Genomic DNA, 16,184 nt, shown 5'->3' with positions numbered 1-16,184 from the left:
GCAGCCGTGAGTGACCACGCCGGCCCCGACAGGGGATGGAGCCGGCGTGGCGATCAGCGAACGCCCAGGAGGTCCTGGACGGTCTGGTCCACGGTGTTGCCGTTCCGGTCCTTCGCTTCGACCCGCAGCGAGACGGTCTTCGCACCACGAGGCGGCACGAGCAAGGCCTGGTAGGCGCTGAGGAGGTTCACCCCGGCCACGGGCTTCCAGGACGTCCCACCGTCGTAGCTGGCCGACACCGTGACCGAGGTGAACGCAGCGGAGCGCTGGTTCGTTGCCGTGCGCTCGTAGTACGGCCTGATCTGCAGCGGGACCAGGCCATGCACCTTGTTGTTTCCGTCCGTCGGGGCGGAGTACCGCAGGTAGAGCAGCTGCTGCGGCGCGCACGGCCCCGCCTCGGCCGGCTTGTACCAGGCCTGGTAGCAGGTCGTGTTGCCGACCTTCGGCGTACCGACATGCTCCGAGCCGAAGGTCCATTCCGTGTGCTGCTTGGCGCTGTACTTGTAGAGGTCGTAGGCCTTCAGCGGTCCGGTGGCCAGATCCGAGTCGACCACCAGCTTGTACCGCGCCGGGTCCGGCGGGAGCGTGAAGGCCCGGAAGTTGGCGCCGTACTTCGTCCCCGCGATTTCCTGTCCGTCGCGGTACAGCTTGGTCTGCGCACCGGAGATCGGCAGCGACGACACCACGAGCGGGTCGGGGTTCGCGTACGACGGTACGACCACCAGCCGGTCACCGTCCCGGCAGGCGAAGCAGAAGCCCATGTGCGTCTGGTTGGTCGCCTCCGGCGGTACGTCGGACGGCCCGATCCCCCGCGGTGCCGCGAGCCACTGCTCGTCCGGCATGCGCCCGGCCCGCAGCGTCGTACGGCGCTCCTCCACCGAGGCCAGGTTGAAGTCGGTACCGGCGGACCGCAGCCACTGCGCACCTGGTGTGATCGGCCCGAACAGCTCCTCCCGCTGCTGCGGGTAGGTGTCCATGTAGTTCGGCCAGGTCAACAACCCCGGCTCCAGTGCCGGGTCCAGCCGCTGGCCAACGCCCTCCTTGCCACTGAAGACGTTCGGTTGCCACTCCAGGCTGTAGCTGGTCCGGATCCGGGCCAGCTCCCGGTCGTGCACCCGGTACGTCGCGGAGTCCGGGAACCGGCCTTTGGTCAGGTGAGCCAGGTGGTAGACGACCGGGGAGTTCGGTACGCCGGTCAGGGTGACCGTCACCGGTCCGGTGGCCAGCAGCTCCCGCAGCTTCGCCCCCTCGACGCTGTCCACACCAGCGACCGGTAGCACGGCCGCATCGACCAGCTGGGGGTAGAGCTCACACGAGCCCGACTCCTGCAGGACTCCGATCGCCCCGGCGGCCTTCAGCGCCTCCAGATCGTCGGTGTGCAGCGTGCACTCGTACCCGCCGTGTCCCCAGGTGAAGGACATCAGCACCAGTTTGCCGCGGACCTTGGCCAGCTCCTCCGGCTCCAACGACCACCCGACGTCGACCAGCGGCAGCCTCTTGCGCGTGCCCTGGAACCGGATGCCGCCGCCCGCGTAGTCGGAGTAGTTCGGGATCAGTGACAGTCCGCGCCCGTTGGCGGAGTCGACCGACAACGTCACCCTGGGGAGCCCACGGGTCGCGTCGAACTTCACGGAGAAGTCTCCGACCGTGACCGGCTTGGTCGGCGCGAGGAAGAAGTCCCCGTCCGCGTACTGCGAGAAGCCCTGCGTGACCCCCAGGTAGTCCGTCCGGTCCGCGGTTGTGCGCCGGCTGATCACCCCGCCGCCCATCGACTGCGTCGGGGTGTCGGTGGCGACCCGGTAGGGGACCGCGTTGTGGTCGTCGAAGGACACCTGTGTGGATGCCTGCACGTTCAGCTCGGGTTCGGCGAACAGGACGTGCTCCAGCCGTTGGGTCGGTTGCAGCCGGTCGTGGCCGGCGAAGATCGCCCACCGCCCCGGTTCCAGGTCCAGCGTCACGGTGCCGCTCATCCGGTCCGGTGCGATCCGTGCGTACTTGTGCAGCTGCACCCCGGCCGTGTGGTCGTCCAGGTTGATCGCGTCGACCTCCGCCCCCGCGAACGTCGGCGCCGTGAACTGCAGGTCGATCTGCACCGGGAACGTCTGCCGCGCCTTGCGCAGCGCGATCGGCGTCCGTACCTGGATCCCGTCTGCCGTCGCCACGACCGCACCGGAGGCGAATCCGGTCTTCAGCACGCCGGCGTGCACGGTGACATCCACCGTGGCCGTCGAGTGCGCCGGTACGACGACCTGTGCGGGGACGGACACCGCCGCGCCGAGGTCTGTGCCGCTGGTGGCGCGCAGCCCGCTGGACAGGCTCAGGGTCACGTCTGTCGCACCGTCGTTGCGGTACCCGAGCTGCCGGACGACGTCGCCCTCTTCGGTGTCCAGGATGCGCCCGAAGTCGATCCCGCCGTTCGTGCTGACCACCTGCTGGGTCACGGCCCGGGCCACGTCGACCCGTCCGGCGCCCTGCTCGAAGGCGGAGTACTTGTCGTCCTTGCTGGTGCTCATCAGCGCAGCCTTCAGCTCCGCTGCCTTCCAGTCCGGGTGTTCCTGAGCGAGGATGGCGGCCGCTCCGGCGACATGTGGCGTGGCCATCGAGGTACCGGAGGCCGCGGTGTAGTTGTCGTCGACCGGGCTGCCCATCGACGTACCGGCGGCGCGGGCCGCGACGATGTCCGAGCCAGGGCCGGAGATGTCGGGCTTGGCGACCCGGTTCGGGTACAGCAGCGGGCCACGGCTCGAGTAGTAGGCGAGCTGGTCGGACTTGTCGACCGACGCCACGGTCAGCGCGGCCTGCGCGACACCGGGGCTGCCGACCGTCGACGCGCCGTACTGGCCGTTGTTACCGGCGGCGATCACGAACAGCGCGCCGGTGGACTCGGTGAGGTTGTCGACGGCCAGCGCGCCGGCGTCCTGGCTCTCGTCGCTCGGCGCCTCGCCGCCGAGGCTGAGGTTGATCACCCGGGCACCCTGCGCAGCGGCCCACTCCATGCCGGCGATGACGTCGGACTCCTCGCCGAGGCCGGTGTGGTCGAGCACCTTGCCCACCATCAGGTCGACCTTCGGTGCAACGCCCTTGTACTTGCCGCCGGAAGCGGCACCGGAGCCGGTGATGATCGACGCGACGTGGGTGCCGTGGCCGAAGCCGTCGGCGATGTCCGGGTCCCCGGTGAAGTTCTTCGACGCGGTGACCCGGCCCTGGAGGTCCGGGTGGTTCAGGTCGATGCCGGTGTCGAGTACTGCGACCTTGACGCCCTTCCCGTCGTACCCAGCGGCCCAGGCCTGCGGAGCACCGATCATCGGGACGCTCTTGTCCAGCGTGGCCTGCACTTTCCGGTCCAGCCAGACCCGGGCCACGCTGTGCCCGAAGGCCCGGACCGCGGTCTTGCCCACGGCCGGCGCAGTGCCCGCGGTGATCGACGCCCAGAACGCAGTTGCCTGCGACTTCGGTACGTCGGCCGCGGCAGCGTGCAGGCTGTTCAGCTGGACGGTCGGAGTGACTCCCGGTACTGCGTCCACCTGGCTGCGGACCTTGGCCGTCGGTACCGCGGACGTCACCTGAGTGATCAGCGGCAGCTGGCTGGTCGCGTTGTCGGCGTACCCGTTGGTGACCAGGTAGCTGACGTCGAACAGCGTCTCGTCGAGCACACCGGCGGCGAGGAACGGTACGGCGTCGTCAGGTACGGCGATGCGCCGGTCCTTCGTCTCGACCATCCGCATCAGCGGGCGGTACCCGTTCGGGCGGGTGACCGCCTCCATCGAGACCTGTGTGCTCCCGTCCGGCTCCGGCGCCAGCGTAACCTTGTCGCCGGTCACCAGGGTGACTGTGGTCCGTGTGGTCACCTGCGGCAGCGCCGGCGCGGCGGCTGGGCCGGACTGGGCGAGATGCGTGGTCCGGGTGGGCTCCGCAGCTGCGGTAGCGGTGGAGAGCAGACCGGCGAGCATGGCCGTTCCGAGCAGCACGGGCAGAGCTGGGCGGGACATGGGCGGCTCCTTGGGACCGATGGTGATAGGAGCGTCACCGAGCGAGACAAACGATGTAAAGGCATGTCCGCGGCCGGTCTAGGCCAATGACTGATATCGGTCATAGCCTGTGGCGATGCTGAAGAGCCTGGGGATCGACGCGGTGCAGGAGCAGGTGTACGAACGCGTGCTGGCGCACCCTGGCAGGACAGCCGACGAACTGACCGCCGGCCAGCCAGAGCTCCACGCTGCTCTGGACACCCTGGAGAAAGCGCAGATGGTACGCACCGCCGACGGGCGCTACACCGCCGTGCCGCCTGAGCTCGCGCTACAGCACCTGCTCGACGACCGGCGGCACGAGCTGGAGCGGACCGCCGCGCGGGTCCGTGAGCTGGAACGGTTGCACCGGGCAACACCGGGTCCACACCACGAGCTTCCGGTGCAGGCCGTCCCGGGTGACGAAGCGCCGGCGTACCTGACCGCGATCCACAACGCGACGCGGACCCAGGTGCGCGCGTTCGAGACCCCGCCGTACGGGAAGCGGATCCTGCCGGTCGACGCGGAGCCGGTCGCGGACGCCATCCGCAGCGGGGTCCGGCACCGAATCGTGTACAGCCGGGAGGCGGTGGACTGGCAAGGGCTCGACACCCTGCGGGTGACGCTGTCGGTCGGCGAGGAGGCTCGGGTCGTGGGTGCCGTGCCGATCCGGCTCGCGATCTACGACGACACAGTGGCGACATTGCCGGCCCGGAGCGGGCGGCCGGTCACCGAAGGAATCCTGGTGGTGCGTCCGGGTGCACTGCTCGACGGGTTGATCGCGCTGTTCGAGCAGGTCTGGGCCACCGCTCTGCCGCTGACGCCCGACGCCGACGACGAACTGGACCCCGAGGACGACCAGACGCTGATCGCCCTGCTCGCGGCTGGGATGGGTGATCAGGCGATCGCCCGTCAGCTCGGCATCAGCCTGCGGACGGTAGGCCGGCGGGTGCAGCGCGTGCAAACCGGACTGAACGCGGCGACCCGGTTCCAGGCCGGGTTCGCGCTCGGCCTCAGCCGGCCCACGGCACCGGAGTCCTGAGCGGCCGGGAAACGCTTCCGCCCGGATCCGTAAACGGTTTGACGGACTGTCGGAGGTGGCGCCTAGGCTTGATGCATTCGCCTGGTCAGGTGCCTTCTTTTCCACCCTTCTATGCCTCTTTGTGAGACGTCATGTCCCTGCGCCTCATCCCATTCGCCGACCCGGGTGTGCCGGACACCCGATCCGGCCTCCGACTCATTCTCTGGCTGGAGCACCAGCAGCTGCGGGGCCAAGCACTCGCGGTCTTCTGGGGCCTCATCTACTTCGGCGGCATCGCCGCCGCCCCGGTCGCGGTCGGTCTCGCCGTCCAGGCCGCCATCGACCTGTCCTGGTCCAAGCTGGTGTTCTCCGGCCTGCTGCTGCTCGCGTTCGGTGCGGCCAAGGCCGGCGCCGACTCGTTCTTCCACCAGGCCGTGGTCACCAACTGGATCAGCACTGCGTCGCGCCTGCAGCAGCTGCTGTTCCGCAAGGCCTCGGAGCTGGGCTCGCTGCTGACCCGCCAGATCGCCGCCGGCGAGGTGGTGACCGTCAGCAGCAGTGACGTGGAGAAGATCGGCTGGTTCGTCGAGGTGCTCGGCCGGTTCGCGGCCGCCCTGCTGACCTGCTTCGCCGTCGTCATCGGCCTACTGTTCTACGAGCCCCAGCTCGGTCTGGTGGTCGCCATCGCCGTGCCGGTGCTGGCGTTCTCGATCGTGCCGCTGATGGGTCCGGCCGAGCGCCGGGCCGACGTCCAGCGCGCCAAGGGCGGCCGGGCCACCGAGCTGGCGGCCGACACCGTCGCCGGTCTGCGCGTGCTGCGTGGCATCGGTGGCGAGCAGCTGTTCCTGGACCGGTACCGCGCGGCCTCGCAGGACTACCGCTCCAGCGCGGTCCGTAGCGCCCGCATGTGGTCGCTGATCGCCGCGCTGCAGGTGCTGCTGTTCGGCCTGTTCCTGGTGCTGATCGTCTGGATGGGCGTGCGGATGGTCACGTCCGGCCGGATCACGGTCGGCGAGCTGGTCACGACGTACGGCTTCGTGACGTTCCTGCTGGTGCCGCTGCAAACGTTCGAGGAGACGGCGAGCGCGTTCATCTTCTCGAAGGTGTCGGCGCGCCGAGCGGCCCGTGTGCTGGCGCTGCGGCGTACCGACGGGACCAAGGGCACTGGTGAGGCGCAGCTGCCCGAGGGTGACCTGCTGGACCCGGTGTCCGGTCTGCATGTCGCGGCCGGGAGCTTCACCGCGGTTGTCACGGGCGACCCGGATGCCGGTGGCCTGCTGGCGGACCGGTTGGGCGGTCACAGCCCGACCAGCACGGACGACGTGGCTTCGGTGTTGCTCGACGGCGTCGCGCTGGACGACCTCCCGCTGGACTCGGCGCGGACCGTCGTGCTGGTGCAGGACAAGGACCCAGTGCTGCTGTCGGGCACAGTCCGCGACCTGTTCGACGTACCGGCTAGTGGTGCGGTCTCTCCGGAGACGGCCCTGGACGCGGCGCAGTGCGCGGACATCCTGGACGTGCTGCGGCAGACGCTGCCGGCCGGCCAGACCGACGCGATGCAGGCGATGCTGACCGAGCGCGGCCGTTCCCTGTCCGGTGGACAGCGGCAGCGCGTCGCCCTGGCCCGCTCGCTGTACGTCGACCCGCAGGTGCTGGTGCTGGACGAGCCGACCAGCGCAGTCGACGCACACACCGAGGCTCGGATCGCCGACAGCCTGCGGTTGCTGCGGGCGGGGCGGACCACCGTGGTGTTCACGTCCAGCCCGCTGATGCTGGACCGCGCGGAGCAGGTGGTGTTCGTGCCGCAGGGCCGGGTGGCCGCGATCGGCACCCACCACGAGCTGCTGCACAACAACCCGCAGTACCGCGCAGTCGTGACCCGCGAAGAAGAACCAACCTACGAGGAGTCCGCGTGAAGCGGCCAACGTACGACCCGGCAGCCCCGCAAGAGATAGTGCGGCTGCCGGTGGCGGGCAGTGCGACCGTGCGCGCCTACCTGAAGACATTGTTCCGCCGGCACCGCCGTGCGTTCCTCTGGCTGACAGCGGTGAACGCAGTGGCGGCGCTGAGCGGCATGGTCGGCCCGTGGCTGCTCGGCAATGTGGTCGAGAAGCTGTCGCAGGGCAAGAGCGACGTGAACCTGCCGTACGTCGTGCTCGGCTTCGTGATCGCGCTGGTCGTGCAGACCGTGTTCGTCCGCATCACCCGGCTGAAGGGTGCTGTGCTGGGCGAGGAGATGCTCGCGGATCTGCGCGAGGACTTCCTGGTTCGCGCGGTCGGCCTGCCGCCGGGCGTGCTCGAGCGGGCCGGGACGGGTGACCTGCTGTCCCGGATCACCACCGACATCGACCGGCTCTCGCACGCGATGCGCGACGCCGTACCGCAGCTGACCATCGCGATCGTGTGGGCCTCGCTGCTCATCGGCGCGCTCGTCGTCACCTCGCCGCCGCTGGCCGTGGCGGTCGTGATCGCCACACCGATCCTGATCGTCGGCGGCAGCTGGTACTTCCGCCGCGCGCCCTCGGCGTACCGGTCGGAGGGTGCCGGGTACGCCGCGGTCGCGTCCGCGCTGGCCGAGACCGTCGACGCCGGCCGGACCGTGGAGTCGCACCGGCTCGGCGCCCGCCGGATCCAGACCGGTGACACCCGGATCGGTCAGTGGGTCGCCTGGGAGCGGTACACGCTGTTCCTGCGGATGGTCCTGTTCCCGGTGATCAACATGACCCACACGGTCGCGCTGGCCGCGGTGCTGGTCATCGGTGGCGGGTTCGCGATCCAGGGCTGGATCACCGTCGGCGCGCTGACTACCGGCGCGCTGTACATCCAGATGCTGGTCGAGCCGGTCAACATGATGATCCGCTGGTACGACGAGCTCCAGGTCGCGCAGGTGTCGCTTGCGCGGCTGGTCGGCGTCCGCGAGGTCGAGGAAGCCGCCAACACGAGCGACGCCGAGCCGGAGGGTCGGACCGTTCTGGCCGACGACGTCCGCTTCGGGTACCTCGAGGGCCGCGACGTGCTGCACGGTGTCACGCTCACCGTGGAGCCAGGTGCCCGCGTGGCGCTCGTAGGCCCTTCTGGTGCAGGGAAATCGACCCTGGGCCGGTTGCTGGCAGGCATCTACTCGCCGCGCGTCGGCGACATCACCTTGGGTGGTGCGGCGCTCGACCGGATGTCGGCGGAGCAGGTCCGCAGTCACGTTGCCCTGGTCAACCAGGAGCACCACGTGTTCGTCGGCAGCGTCCGGGACAACCTGCGGTTGGCCCGGACGGACGCCACCGACGCGGACCTGTGGGCGGCGCTGCGGTCGGTGGATGCCGACGGCTGGGTCGCTGGGTTCGACGACGGGCTGGACACCGAGGTGGGGTCCGGTGGCGTGTCGCTGACGCCGGCGCAGGCCCAGCAGGTCGCCCTGGCCCGGTTGGTGCTCGCCGACCCGCACACGCTGGTCCTGGACGAGGCGACCTCGCTGATGGACCCGCGGGCGGCCAGGCACCTCGAGCGCTCGCTGGCCGGCGTGCTGGAGGGCAGGACCGTGGTCGCGATCGCGCACCGGCTGCACACCGCGCACGACGCGGACGTGATCGCGGTCGTCGAGGACGGCAAGATCGTCGAGCTCGGCGGCCACGACGACCTGGTCAGTGCCGAAGGCCCGTACGCCGCGCTCTGGCACAGCTGGCACGGAGAACGCTGAACGCCGAGGGTGGGTGAATCGAGGACCGGTTCACCCACCCTCGTGTGAGGATGGCGGGGTGCTGCTGACAACGCTGTTCTCGCTGCCCACCGCCATGGCCTTGGACGTCAACGACGAAGGCCGCATGCTGGTGCTGTACGACGGCACCGGCACCCGTCAGGTCAACGAGGTCGCACCGGACGGCACCTGGCGGGCGCTCACCGAGACCGGCGACACCTGCCGGAACGCGAAGTTCGTCCCCGGCACGACGCAGGTGATCCTCGAGCACGACAACGGCGGCAACGAACGCGGCCAGCTGTCGCTCCTCGACCTCGCCGTACCAGGTCTGCCCACGCCGTCCCCGCTCGTCCACGACGACGACTACATCCACAGCCTGCTCGACGCGAACGCCGAGCGGGTGCTCTACACCACCAACCGCCGCAACGGCGTCGACTTCGACCTGATCGCTCGCGACCTGTCGTCAGGCGACGAGACCGTCCTGTACGACGCCGGCGGCTGGATCTTCGGCGTCACCGCCTCGCCCGACGACCGGTGGGCCGTCCTCCGCAAGGCCACCGACACCCCGAACTCCATGCAGCTCCTGCTCGTCGAGACCGCAACGCATGCCGTCACCGAGCTCACGCCGTACGACGCCCACAACGAGAACGCGGAAATCTCCTGGCTGCCGGACTCGTCCGGCTTCCTGGTCAGCACCGACGCCGACCGCGACCGGATGGCCCTCCGGCGCTACGACCTCGCCGAGGCGAGCTGGCGGGACGTGCTGGTGGACGAGGCGCGCGACCTGGCCGGATGGGCGTCGCCGGACGGCGAGCACCTGCTGGTCGGTGCAGTCGACGACGGTGAGGTGTCGCTGATCCTGCACCGGTTGAAGGACGCCGGTGTGGTTGCACCACTCGCCCTGCCCGCGGGCGGTTGTGCAGCGATGAGCATGACGACGCCGTCACCGATCTGGTCCCCGGACGGCTCGTTCGCGGCGATCACCTACAACTCGCCGATCGTGCCGCCGACAGTGTACCGGTACGTCCCGGACAGCGGCGAGCTGACGGAGGTCCGGCACCCCGACGCGGGCGAGGTCCCCGCCGAGCTGAAGCATCCCGAGAGCCTGCGGGTGCCGTCGTTCGACGGCGAGCAGGTGCCGGTCTTCGTCTTCCGGCCGACCGGACCGGACCTCGGCACCACCGTGCTGCACATCCACGGTGGCCCGGAGGGTGCGGCGATGAAGATCTGGAGCCCGGTGGTCTCCTCACTGGCCGCCGACGGCCACACAGTCGTCGTACCGAACGTGCGTGGGTCGGTCGGCTACGGCAAGCGCTGGTACTCCCTGGACGACCGCGAGCAGCGGCTCGACTCGGTGAAGGACCTGGCGGCCATCCACGCGTGGCTGCCGACGATCGGCGCCGACCCGGGCCGCGCCGCGCTGTGGGGCGGCTCGTACGGCGGCTACATGGTGCTGGCCGGTCTCGCGTTCCAGCCGGACCTGTGGGCTGCCGGCGTGGACATCGTCGGCATGGCCTCGCTGGTGACGTTCCTGGAGAACACGTCCGCATACCGGCGGGCGATGCGGGAGCGTGAGTACGGCTACCTGGCCACGGACCGCGAGTTCCTCGAGTCGGCCAGTCCGCTCAGCCGGGTCGACGACCTGCGGGCGCCGCTGTTCGTGATCCACGGCGCCAACGACCCGCGGGTCCCGCTGTCGGAGGCAGAGCAGATCACGGACGCGTTGACCGAGCGCGGCGTGCCCTGCAAGCTCCTCGTCTACGCAGACGAGGGCCACGGCCTGGCCAAGCTGGCGAACAAGCTGGACGCCTACCCGCAGGCCCTCAGCTTCCTCCGAGACCATCTGGCGTGAGCGTCGCGGCGGTCGCGTCCAGCCGGACCGGCAACCCCAGCGGTACGGCGAGGTTCAACGCCTCGTGGCCGACCGCCGCACCCACCACCATCGGTACGCCGAGCGGCTCGAGCCGCTCCAGGACCACGTCAACCGGGTCCTGCGTACCGCTGAAGTCGCCAACCACCACACCGGTCACCTGGTCGAACCAGCCGGCCCGCAGCAACTGCGTCAACATCCGGTCGATCCGGTAGCCCGCCTCGTCGACGTCTTCCAGTACGACGACACCTGCCGGCGGCGCGTAGAACGGCGTACCGACGCTCGTGGCCAGCAACGCCACGTTGCCTCCACGCAGTAGCCCGTCAGCGACCCCACCAACGACAGTGCGCGCACCAACCGGTGCCAGTAGGTCAGTCACGCTCGACGGCTCGAACAGCAAGGCCCGCAGCCGCTCTCGTCCCACGTCAACAGACAGCTGCTCGACTGCAGCAGCGACGGGCGCGTGCAGCGTCACCAGTCCGCGAGCGTTCAGCGGCTCGTGCAGCGCTGTGATGTCGCTGAACCCGACAAACCACTTCGGTACGGCGGCCAGCTCGTCGAAGTCGAGGTACTCCAGCATGCGCTGCACGCCGTACCCACCGCGCGCGCAGAACACCGCCGCGATACTCGGGTCGAGCCAGGCGTTCCGCAGGTCCGCAGCACGCGCCTTGTCATCAGCAGCGAGGTACGGCAACCGCTCGTACCCCGCGAGCACCGCCGGCATCACCTGTACGTCGAGACCCCACGACGTCAGCAGCTCGACACCGAACTGCAGCCGCGCCGCGTCCACCCGCCCGGACGGCGCCACCACAGCGACCTGATCTCTACTCCGCAGTCGCTGCGGCAGCACCACGTCAGTCACGCCAGAGACGCTACCAATCGACCCGGACGGTCGTGCTCTTGGAGACACCGTTCACGGTCACGCCCAGCTGAGCGGTGCCCGGACGGAGGGCGGTGAGTTGACCGGTGGCCGGGTCGTACGACGCCACAGCCCAGAACGGCGCGGTCTTCGCCGTACCGATGTGCAGGAACGACGAGCCCCACCAGTCCGACGACACCGGGAACGCCACAGGCACCGGCCGGCCATCCTGGACCACGGTCGCCGACGCTGCCGCCGTCTGCCCGCGCCGCAACGACGCGGGTGCCGCCAGCTCGAGCGAGTCGACATGCGGCCGCAGCTCGACCCGGAACCAGGACTGCTTCGCAGCTGCCGCCGGAGTCGGGTCGATGCCGACCAGTGCCCAGCCGGTGAACCCACCGGCGTCCGGTGCCGCTGCCGGGCTCTTGCCCGAGTTGCCGGTCAGCGGCAGCAGCACGCCGTCGGTGCGGGTCGCGGCGAACGTCCCGGCGTGCGCTGCCATGTACGCGGCGCCCTTGCCGGTCGAGGCGCGGAAGTCGGCCAGCCACTTCGCGACCATCGCGGCTTCCTTGCGGTCGCCGAGCTGCGAGTTCTGCGTCGGCGACGGGTCGTCGATCGGGTGGTGCGCCATCACCACCACACTGCGGATCGACTTGTCCCGAGCCGCCGCGTCGAGTTTCCTGCGCAGATCGAGGATCTGGTCGAACCCACCGGCCCGGAACGAGCCGAGCGACGAGTCGCGCAGGATGAACCGGGTCCCATTGTGGTCGAAGGTGCTGGTCGCGTCGCCGAAGACCTTCTTCCACTCGGACAGGTCGCCCGGACCATAGGTCTCGTGGTTGCCCGGCACGTAGTGCAGCGGCACCTTACCGGCGACCTCTTCGTCGATGATCTGCTTGGCCAGGGCGATGTCCGGCCCGAACGCCCGGTCGACGAAGTCGCCGTTGATCACCAGGAAATCGGGGTTGTGCGAGAGCGCCTCGCGGATCGTCCGCCGGGCCTGCTTCACGTAGTCCGAGTTCGGGTCGTCGGAGGTGAACTGCGCGTCCGACAGCACCGCGAACCGCCAGCGACCGCTCGTCTCCACCGTCCCGTCGGTGACCACCATCGGGTCGATCACCTTGGCCGGCGGCTGCACCGTCACCGGCGGTGCGCTGCGCACGGTCAGGTCGTCGACAACGATCCGGCCCGAGTACTGCCGGGTCGGCGAGGTCTCGACCACGTAGAGCCGCCAGAACCGCAGCGGCATCGCCAGTCCGGGCGGGATGTTCGCCTCGACGTACTTCCAGCCGGTCCAGTCGACCGTCGCCGCCAGGTTGAGCGTCTGCGCCGTACCACCCGCGGCGTCGTAGGCGTTGGCCCGCAGCCAGGCGCCCTTGCCGTCGCCGTAGATCCAGGCGCCGAGCTTCTGCGGCTGGCCGGGCAGCGTCTGCTGCGGAGTCTGGGAGAGGTACGCCGCTCGCGTCGCCGTGCTGCCGGTCAGCGAGTAGTCGAGCGCGATCGCCTGACCGCCGTCATGCCCCTCCGCAGCAGACCGGGACGCGGTCGCGGCGCCCACGGGTACGGCGTTCGCGGCCCACTTGGTCACGTCGTCGAGCTCGTCGACCACCGTGCTCGCGAGCCCGGCCGTCACGCTCAACTGGGTGCTCAGGGCACCGACCTTGGCGGTGATCACGGTCGAAACCGCCTCGTTCGTAAGCACGTTCACCTCGAAGCCATTGCCTTTAGCAACCACCTTGACGACGGCCGGGTCGTAGCTGAGCTGGACGTCGCGCGGCTCGATCCAGGTGGAGAACCCGTCGGCGTCGTACCCGTCGACCTCGAAGAAGCCCGCGGCGTTCGCGTCCGCGATCGACACCTGCCGGGTCGACGGGGCCAGGCGGGCCGGCGGACCCAGGACGGTCATCGGGAACCTTCCGTTCGCCGTACCGCGGGTCGCGGTGACGATCACGTCGCCGGCGCGGCGGCCGCTGACCACACCGTGCTGGTCGACGCGGACGTTGCTGCCGGCGTACCAGGACGGCGTACCGGACGCGGGTGCGTAGGTCTCGTCGTACCCGGTGGCGGTGAGGACGCGGCTGAGGCCGGTGAGGACGCGGGAGCTGCGGGAGACGTCGGCGTCCGGCCCGTCGTTGGCGGTGCCCGCGGCCTCGACGTCGAAGCCCTTGAGTCGGCCGGATCCCTTGACCGGCAGCAGGGCGAGACCGTTCGGGATCAGGCGCTCGTTGCCGTCGGACGGGTCGTTGACCACGCCCGGCGCGGCCTCGCCGGCGGTGCGGGCCAGCATGGTCGAGGAGCCGCCGCCGTCCAGGTTCAGCGCATCGTCAGCCCCGAGGCTGATCATCAGCTCGCCCATCTCCTTGAGCGAGAGCCCGCGCGAACCGGTCGCTCGGCCGTCGACGGTGAGCAGGATCATCCGGTCACCCGCGGCGTCGAACCCGACCGCGGTCCGCGGCGCGAGGTCGGCATCCGGTACGTCGGCCGGCACCTTCCCGTCCTTGGCCAGCTGCTGGTTGCCGCTGACACCGACCGCGACGTTCGCCGCGTCCGGCTTCAGGCCGTAGGAAACGCCGACCTTGTCGCCGACCTCGAACGCGGCCAGCGCGTCGGCGCCGGCCTCGCGGCCGATCAGCGCCTGCTCGTCGGCGGCCAGCGGGGTGGTGGCCGGAGTGGTGGCGGACGAGACGACCACACCGTCGCGAAGGATCACCTCGCGGACGGTCGGCAGGCCGTCCACGGTCCGGGTCCGGGCCGCGTCGCCCCACTCCGGGGTGTAGAGGCCGATGCCGCCGGCGTTGACGCCCGGCGAGTTGAGGTTGGTCAGCTCGAGCTTGGTGCCGTCGTCGTCGGTCGCGGTCCCCTGCAGGAACAGCTGCGCGATCCGGCCCAGTCCGTCCTTGCCGATCACCGCGGTGTCGTTGTGGCCGGCGGCCGGCGCGTTCAGCAGCTTGCCGTTGCGCTCGACGCCGACACCGAGCGGCGCGGTGGTGTCGTTGATGTCGAAGAAGTCGCCGTTGACGCCGGCGATCGCACCCTTGCGGGCGAGCTGCTGGCTGAGCGGCTGACCACCGGACACCTTGCCGCCGTTGGTGACCAGGTCGACGGTCACGCCGTGCTTGCTGAGGTTGGTGTCCAGGATGTCGCCGCGCTGCCAGCCCTTCGGGTCGAGGCGCTCGAACGACGTGTAGTTCACGCCGGGCGCCACCGGGCTGTCCGCGCGCGACGTGAGTACGCCGTCCTCCGCGATCGCGGCGTCGGAGATGCCGGCTGCTTGCCCGAAGGCGGGATGGACAAGCAGGCCGGCGAGGAGCCCGCCGACGCCTGCCGCTGTGGTCAAGGGACGGACGAGCGACACAGGAGCCTCCCCAACAGATGCGTTTGCGGTGACAAAGTAACCGCTCCATTATCCGTTTGGAAGGTCTTTCACCTGTTGTTCAGCGTCGGTGCACGAAGCCGGTCTCGTAGGCGACCACGACGGCCTGCACCCGGTCGCGGACGCCGAGCTTGGTCAGCAGCCGGGCGACGTGGGTCTTGACGGTTGTCTCGGCGACCGTGAGCTCCGCCGCGATCTCGGCGTTGGAGAGTCCGCGGGCGACGAGCCGCAGTACCTCGCGCTCGCGGTCGGTCAGCTCGGCCGGCAATCCCTTCGGTTGCGGGGCGTCGGCGAAGCGCTCGACCAGGCGGCGGGTGATGGCCGGCTCGATCAGCGAGTCGCCGGTCGCGGCCGCCCGGACGGCGGCGATCAGCCGGGTCGACGGCGAGTCCTTGAGCAGGAACCCGGCGGCGCCGGCGCGGAGGGCGCGGTAAACGTACTCGTTCTGGTCGAACGTGGTAAGGACGATGATCGTCGGCGGGTCCGGGTACCGGCGGATCTCCTCGGTCGCCGACAACCCGTCCATCTCAGGCATCCGGATGTCCATCAGGATCACGTCGGGCCGCACCAGCCGGGCCTGCCGGACGGCCGCCGTACCGGTATCGGCCTCGGCGACCACCTCGATATCGCCCTCGGCCTCCAGGATCACCCGGAAGCCGGTGCGCACCAGGGTCTGGTCGTCGGCGACGAGCACGCGGATGGGCACACGTCGATTATGTCGTCCTTGAGGAGGACCCGAACCATCCTTGCGGCAGACGTGGGCCACAACGGCCGAAACCTACCTTCGCTGCATGGGGGTCAACCGACCCGGAGCGAAAGGAAAGCCGATGAACATCTTCAAGGGAGTCCGGCCTCTCGACTACGTCCTCGCCGGCCTGCTCACGGCCGCCGGGGTCGCGCTGATGCTGGAGAACATGCGGTCCACCGCGACCGACCTGCCGCACCCGCTGTCCACCACCACGTGGGCGATGCTGCCCGCGTTCCTGCTGGTCACGCTGCCGATCCTGTGGCGGCGGAACGTGCTCGCGGCTGTCGGGGTCACCGCGATCACCACCGTCGCCCATGTGCTCGCGTTCGGGTGGATCACCCGCTGCGGCGTCCTCATCCCGCTCGGGTTCGCGCTCGCGTACGCCATCGCCAGGTTCGCCGGCCCGTGGCGCAACCACGCGCTCGGACTGGCCGGGTTGGTCGCGCTCCAGCTGGTCATGCTGTTCCGCGATGCGTCGATCGACTCGGTCGCGGGCGCCCTGCCGATCCTGCTGCCGGGTCTCGCGCTCTTCTACGGGATCGGCCTGTTCGTGCAGAATCGAGTCACCAAGCAGTCCGCCGGGCGCACGCCGGTCCACCAGCGCGCAGCAGCTTGAGCGGG

At 70.0% G+C, this 16,184-nt stretch carries 9 protein-coding genes; 5 read left to right on the top strand and 4 right to left on the bottom strand.

Annotated elements, in window-relative coordinates; translation table 11 throughout:
* Positions 1-53: 53 nt before the first annotated feature.
* Positions 54-3,989 carry a S8 family serine peptidase gene (locus AB0E69_RS12140; RefSeq protein ID WP_360143161.1) on the bottom strand — a complete coding sequence of 1,312 codons (3,936 nt, stop codon included), beginning with the start codon at positions 3,987-3,989 and terminating at the stop codon, positions 54-56.
* 115 nt (positions 3,990-4,104) lie between these two features.
* On the opposite strand from AB0E69_RS12140, the gene AB0E69_RS12135 reads away from it, so the two are divergent.
* The 4 genes from AB0E69_RS12135 (at position 4,105) to AB0E69_RS12120 (ending at position 10,565) form a co-directional block, all read left to right on the top strand.
* On the top strand, positions 4,105-5,046 hold the full coding sequence (locus AB0E69_RS12135; protein ID WP_360143159.1) for a helix-turn-helix domain-containing protein: 942 nt from the start codon (positions 4,105-4,107) through the stop codon (positions 5,044-5,046).
* Positions 5,047-5,177: 131 nt separating this feature from the next.
* Positions 5,178-6,941: an ABC transporter ATP-binding protein gene (locus AB0E69_RS12130; RefSeq protein WP_360143157.1), complete on the top strand. Its 1,764-nt coding sequence runs from the start codon at positions 5,178-5,180 to the stop codon at positions 6,939-6,941.
* The gene (locus AB0E69_RS12125) at positions 6,938-8,716 is read left to right on the top strand and encodes an ABC transporter ATP-binding protein (protein ID WP_360143155.1); all 1,779 of its coding nucleotides are present in this window, start codon (positions 6,938-6,940) and stop codon (positions 8,714-8,716) included. Before AB0E69_RS12130 ends, AB0E69_RS12125 begins: the two co-directional genes overlap by 4 nt.
* 58 nt (positions 8,717-8,774) lie before the next feature.
* Positions 8,775-10,565, top strand: a complete 1,791-nt coding sequence (locus tag AB0E69_RS12120; RefSeq protein ID WP_360143153.1) for an alpha/beta fold hydrolase — start codon at positions 8,775-8,777, stop codon at positions 10,563-10,565.
* Here the strand turns inward: AB0E69_RS12120 and AB0E69_RS12115 are convergent.
* From AB0E69_RS12115 to AB0E69_RS12105, 3 genes are all read right to left on the bottom strand, one after another.
* Positions 10,537-11,445, bottom strand: coding sequence for an LD-carboxypeptidase (locus AB0E69_RS12115; protein WP_360143151.1), 909 nt, complete (start codon positions 11,443-11,445; stop codon positions 10,537-10,539). The two genes, AB0E69_RS12120 and AB0E69_RS12115, sit on opposite strands and share 29 nt — an antisense overlap.
* Positions 11,446-11,455: 10 nt before the next feature.
* Entirely contained in the window at positions 11,456-14,797 is a 3,342-nt protein-coding gene (locus AB0E69_RS12110) for a phosphodiester glycosidase family protein (protein ID WP_360143149.1), read from the bottom strand.
* A gap of 79 nt (positions 14,798-14,876) precedes the next feature.
* Positions 14,877-15,521, bottom strand: a complete 645-nt coding sequence (locus tag AB0E69_RS12105; protein WP_360143147.1) for a response regulator transcription factor — start codon at positions 15,519-15,521, stop codon at positions 14,877-14,879.
* Positions 15,522-15,642: 121 nt separating this feature from the next.
* Here AB0E69_RS12105 and AB0E69_RS12100 point away from each other — a divergent pair, with 121 nt between their 5' ends.
* Positions 15,643-16,179, top strand: coding sequence for a hypothetical protein (locus AB0E69_RS12100; RefSeq protein ID WP_360143145.1), 537 nt, complete (start codon positions 15,643-15,645; stop codon positions 16,177-16,179).
* Positions 16,180-16,184: the final 5 nt, after the last annotated feature.

The sequence above is a fragment of the Kribbella sp. NPDC026611 genome (assembly GCF_040638345.1).
Lineage (GTDB): Bacteria > Actinomycetota > Actinomycetes > Propionibacteriales > Kribbellaceae > Kribbella.
Note: the sequence above shows the minus strand (reverse complement) of the source record. Positions and strands in the feature narration are given on the sequence as shown.

Bases quoted from the DNA above. Each gene is read 5' to 3' on its own strand.
- AB0E69_RS12140 (WP_360143161.1), bottom strand. From the start codon at position 3,989: ATGTCCCGCCCAGCTCTGCCCGTGCTGCTCGGAACGGCCATGCTCGCC.
- AB0E69_RS12135 (WP_360143159.1), top strand. From the start codon at position 4,105: ATGCTGAAGAGCCTGGGGATCGACGCGGTGCAGGAGCAGGTGTACGAA.
- AB0E69_RS12130 (WP_360143157.1), top strand. From the start codon at position 5,178: ATGTCCCTGCGCCTCATCCCATTCGCCGACCCGGGTGTGCCGGACACC.
- AB0E69_RS12100 (WP_360143145.1), top strand. From the start codon at position 15,643: ATGAACATCTTCAAGGGAGTCCGGCCTCTCGACTACGTCCTCGCCGGC.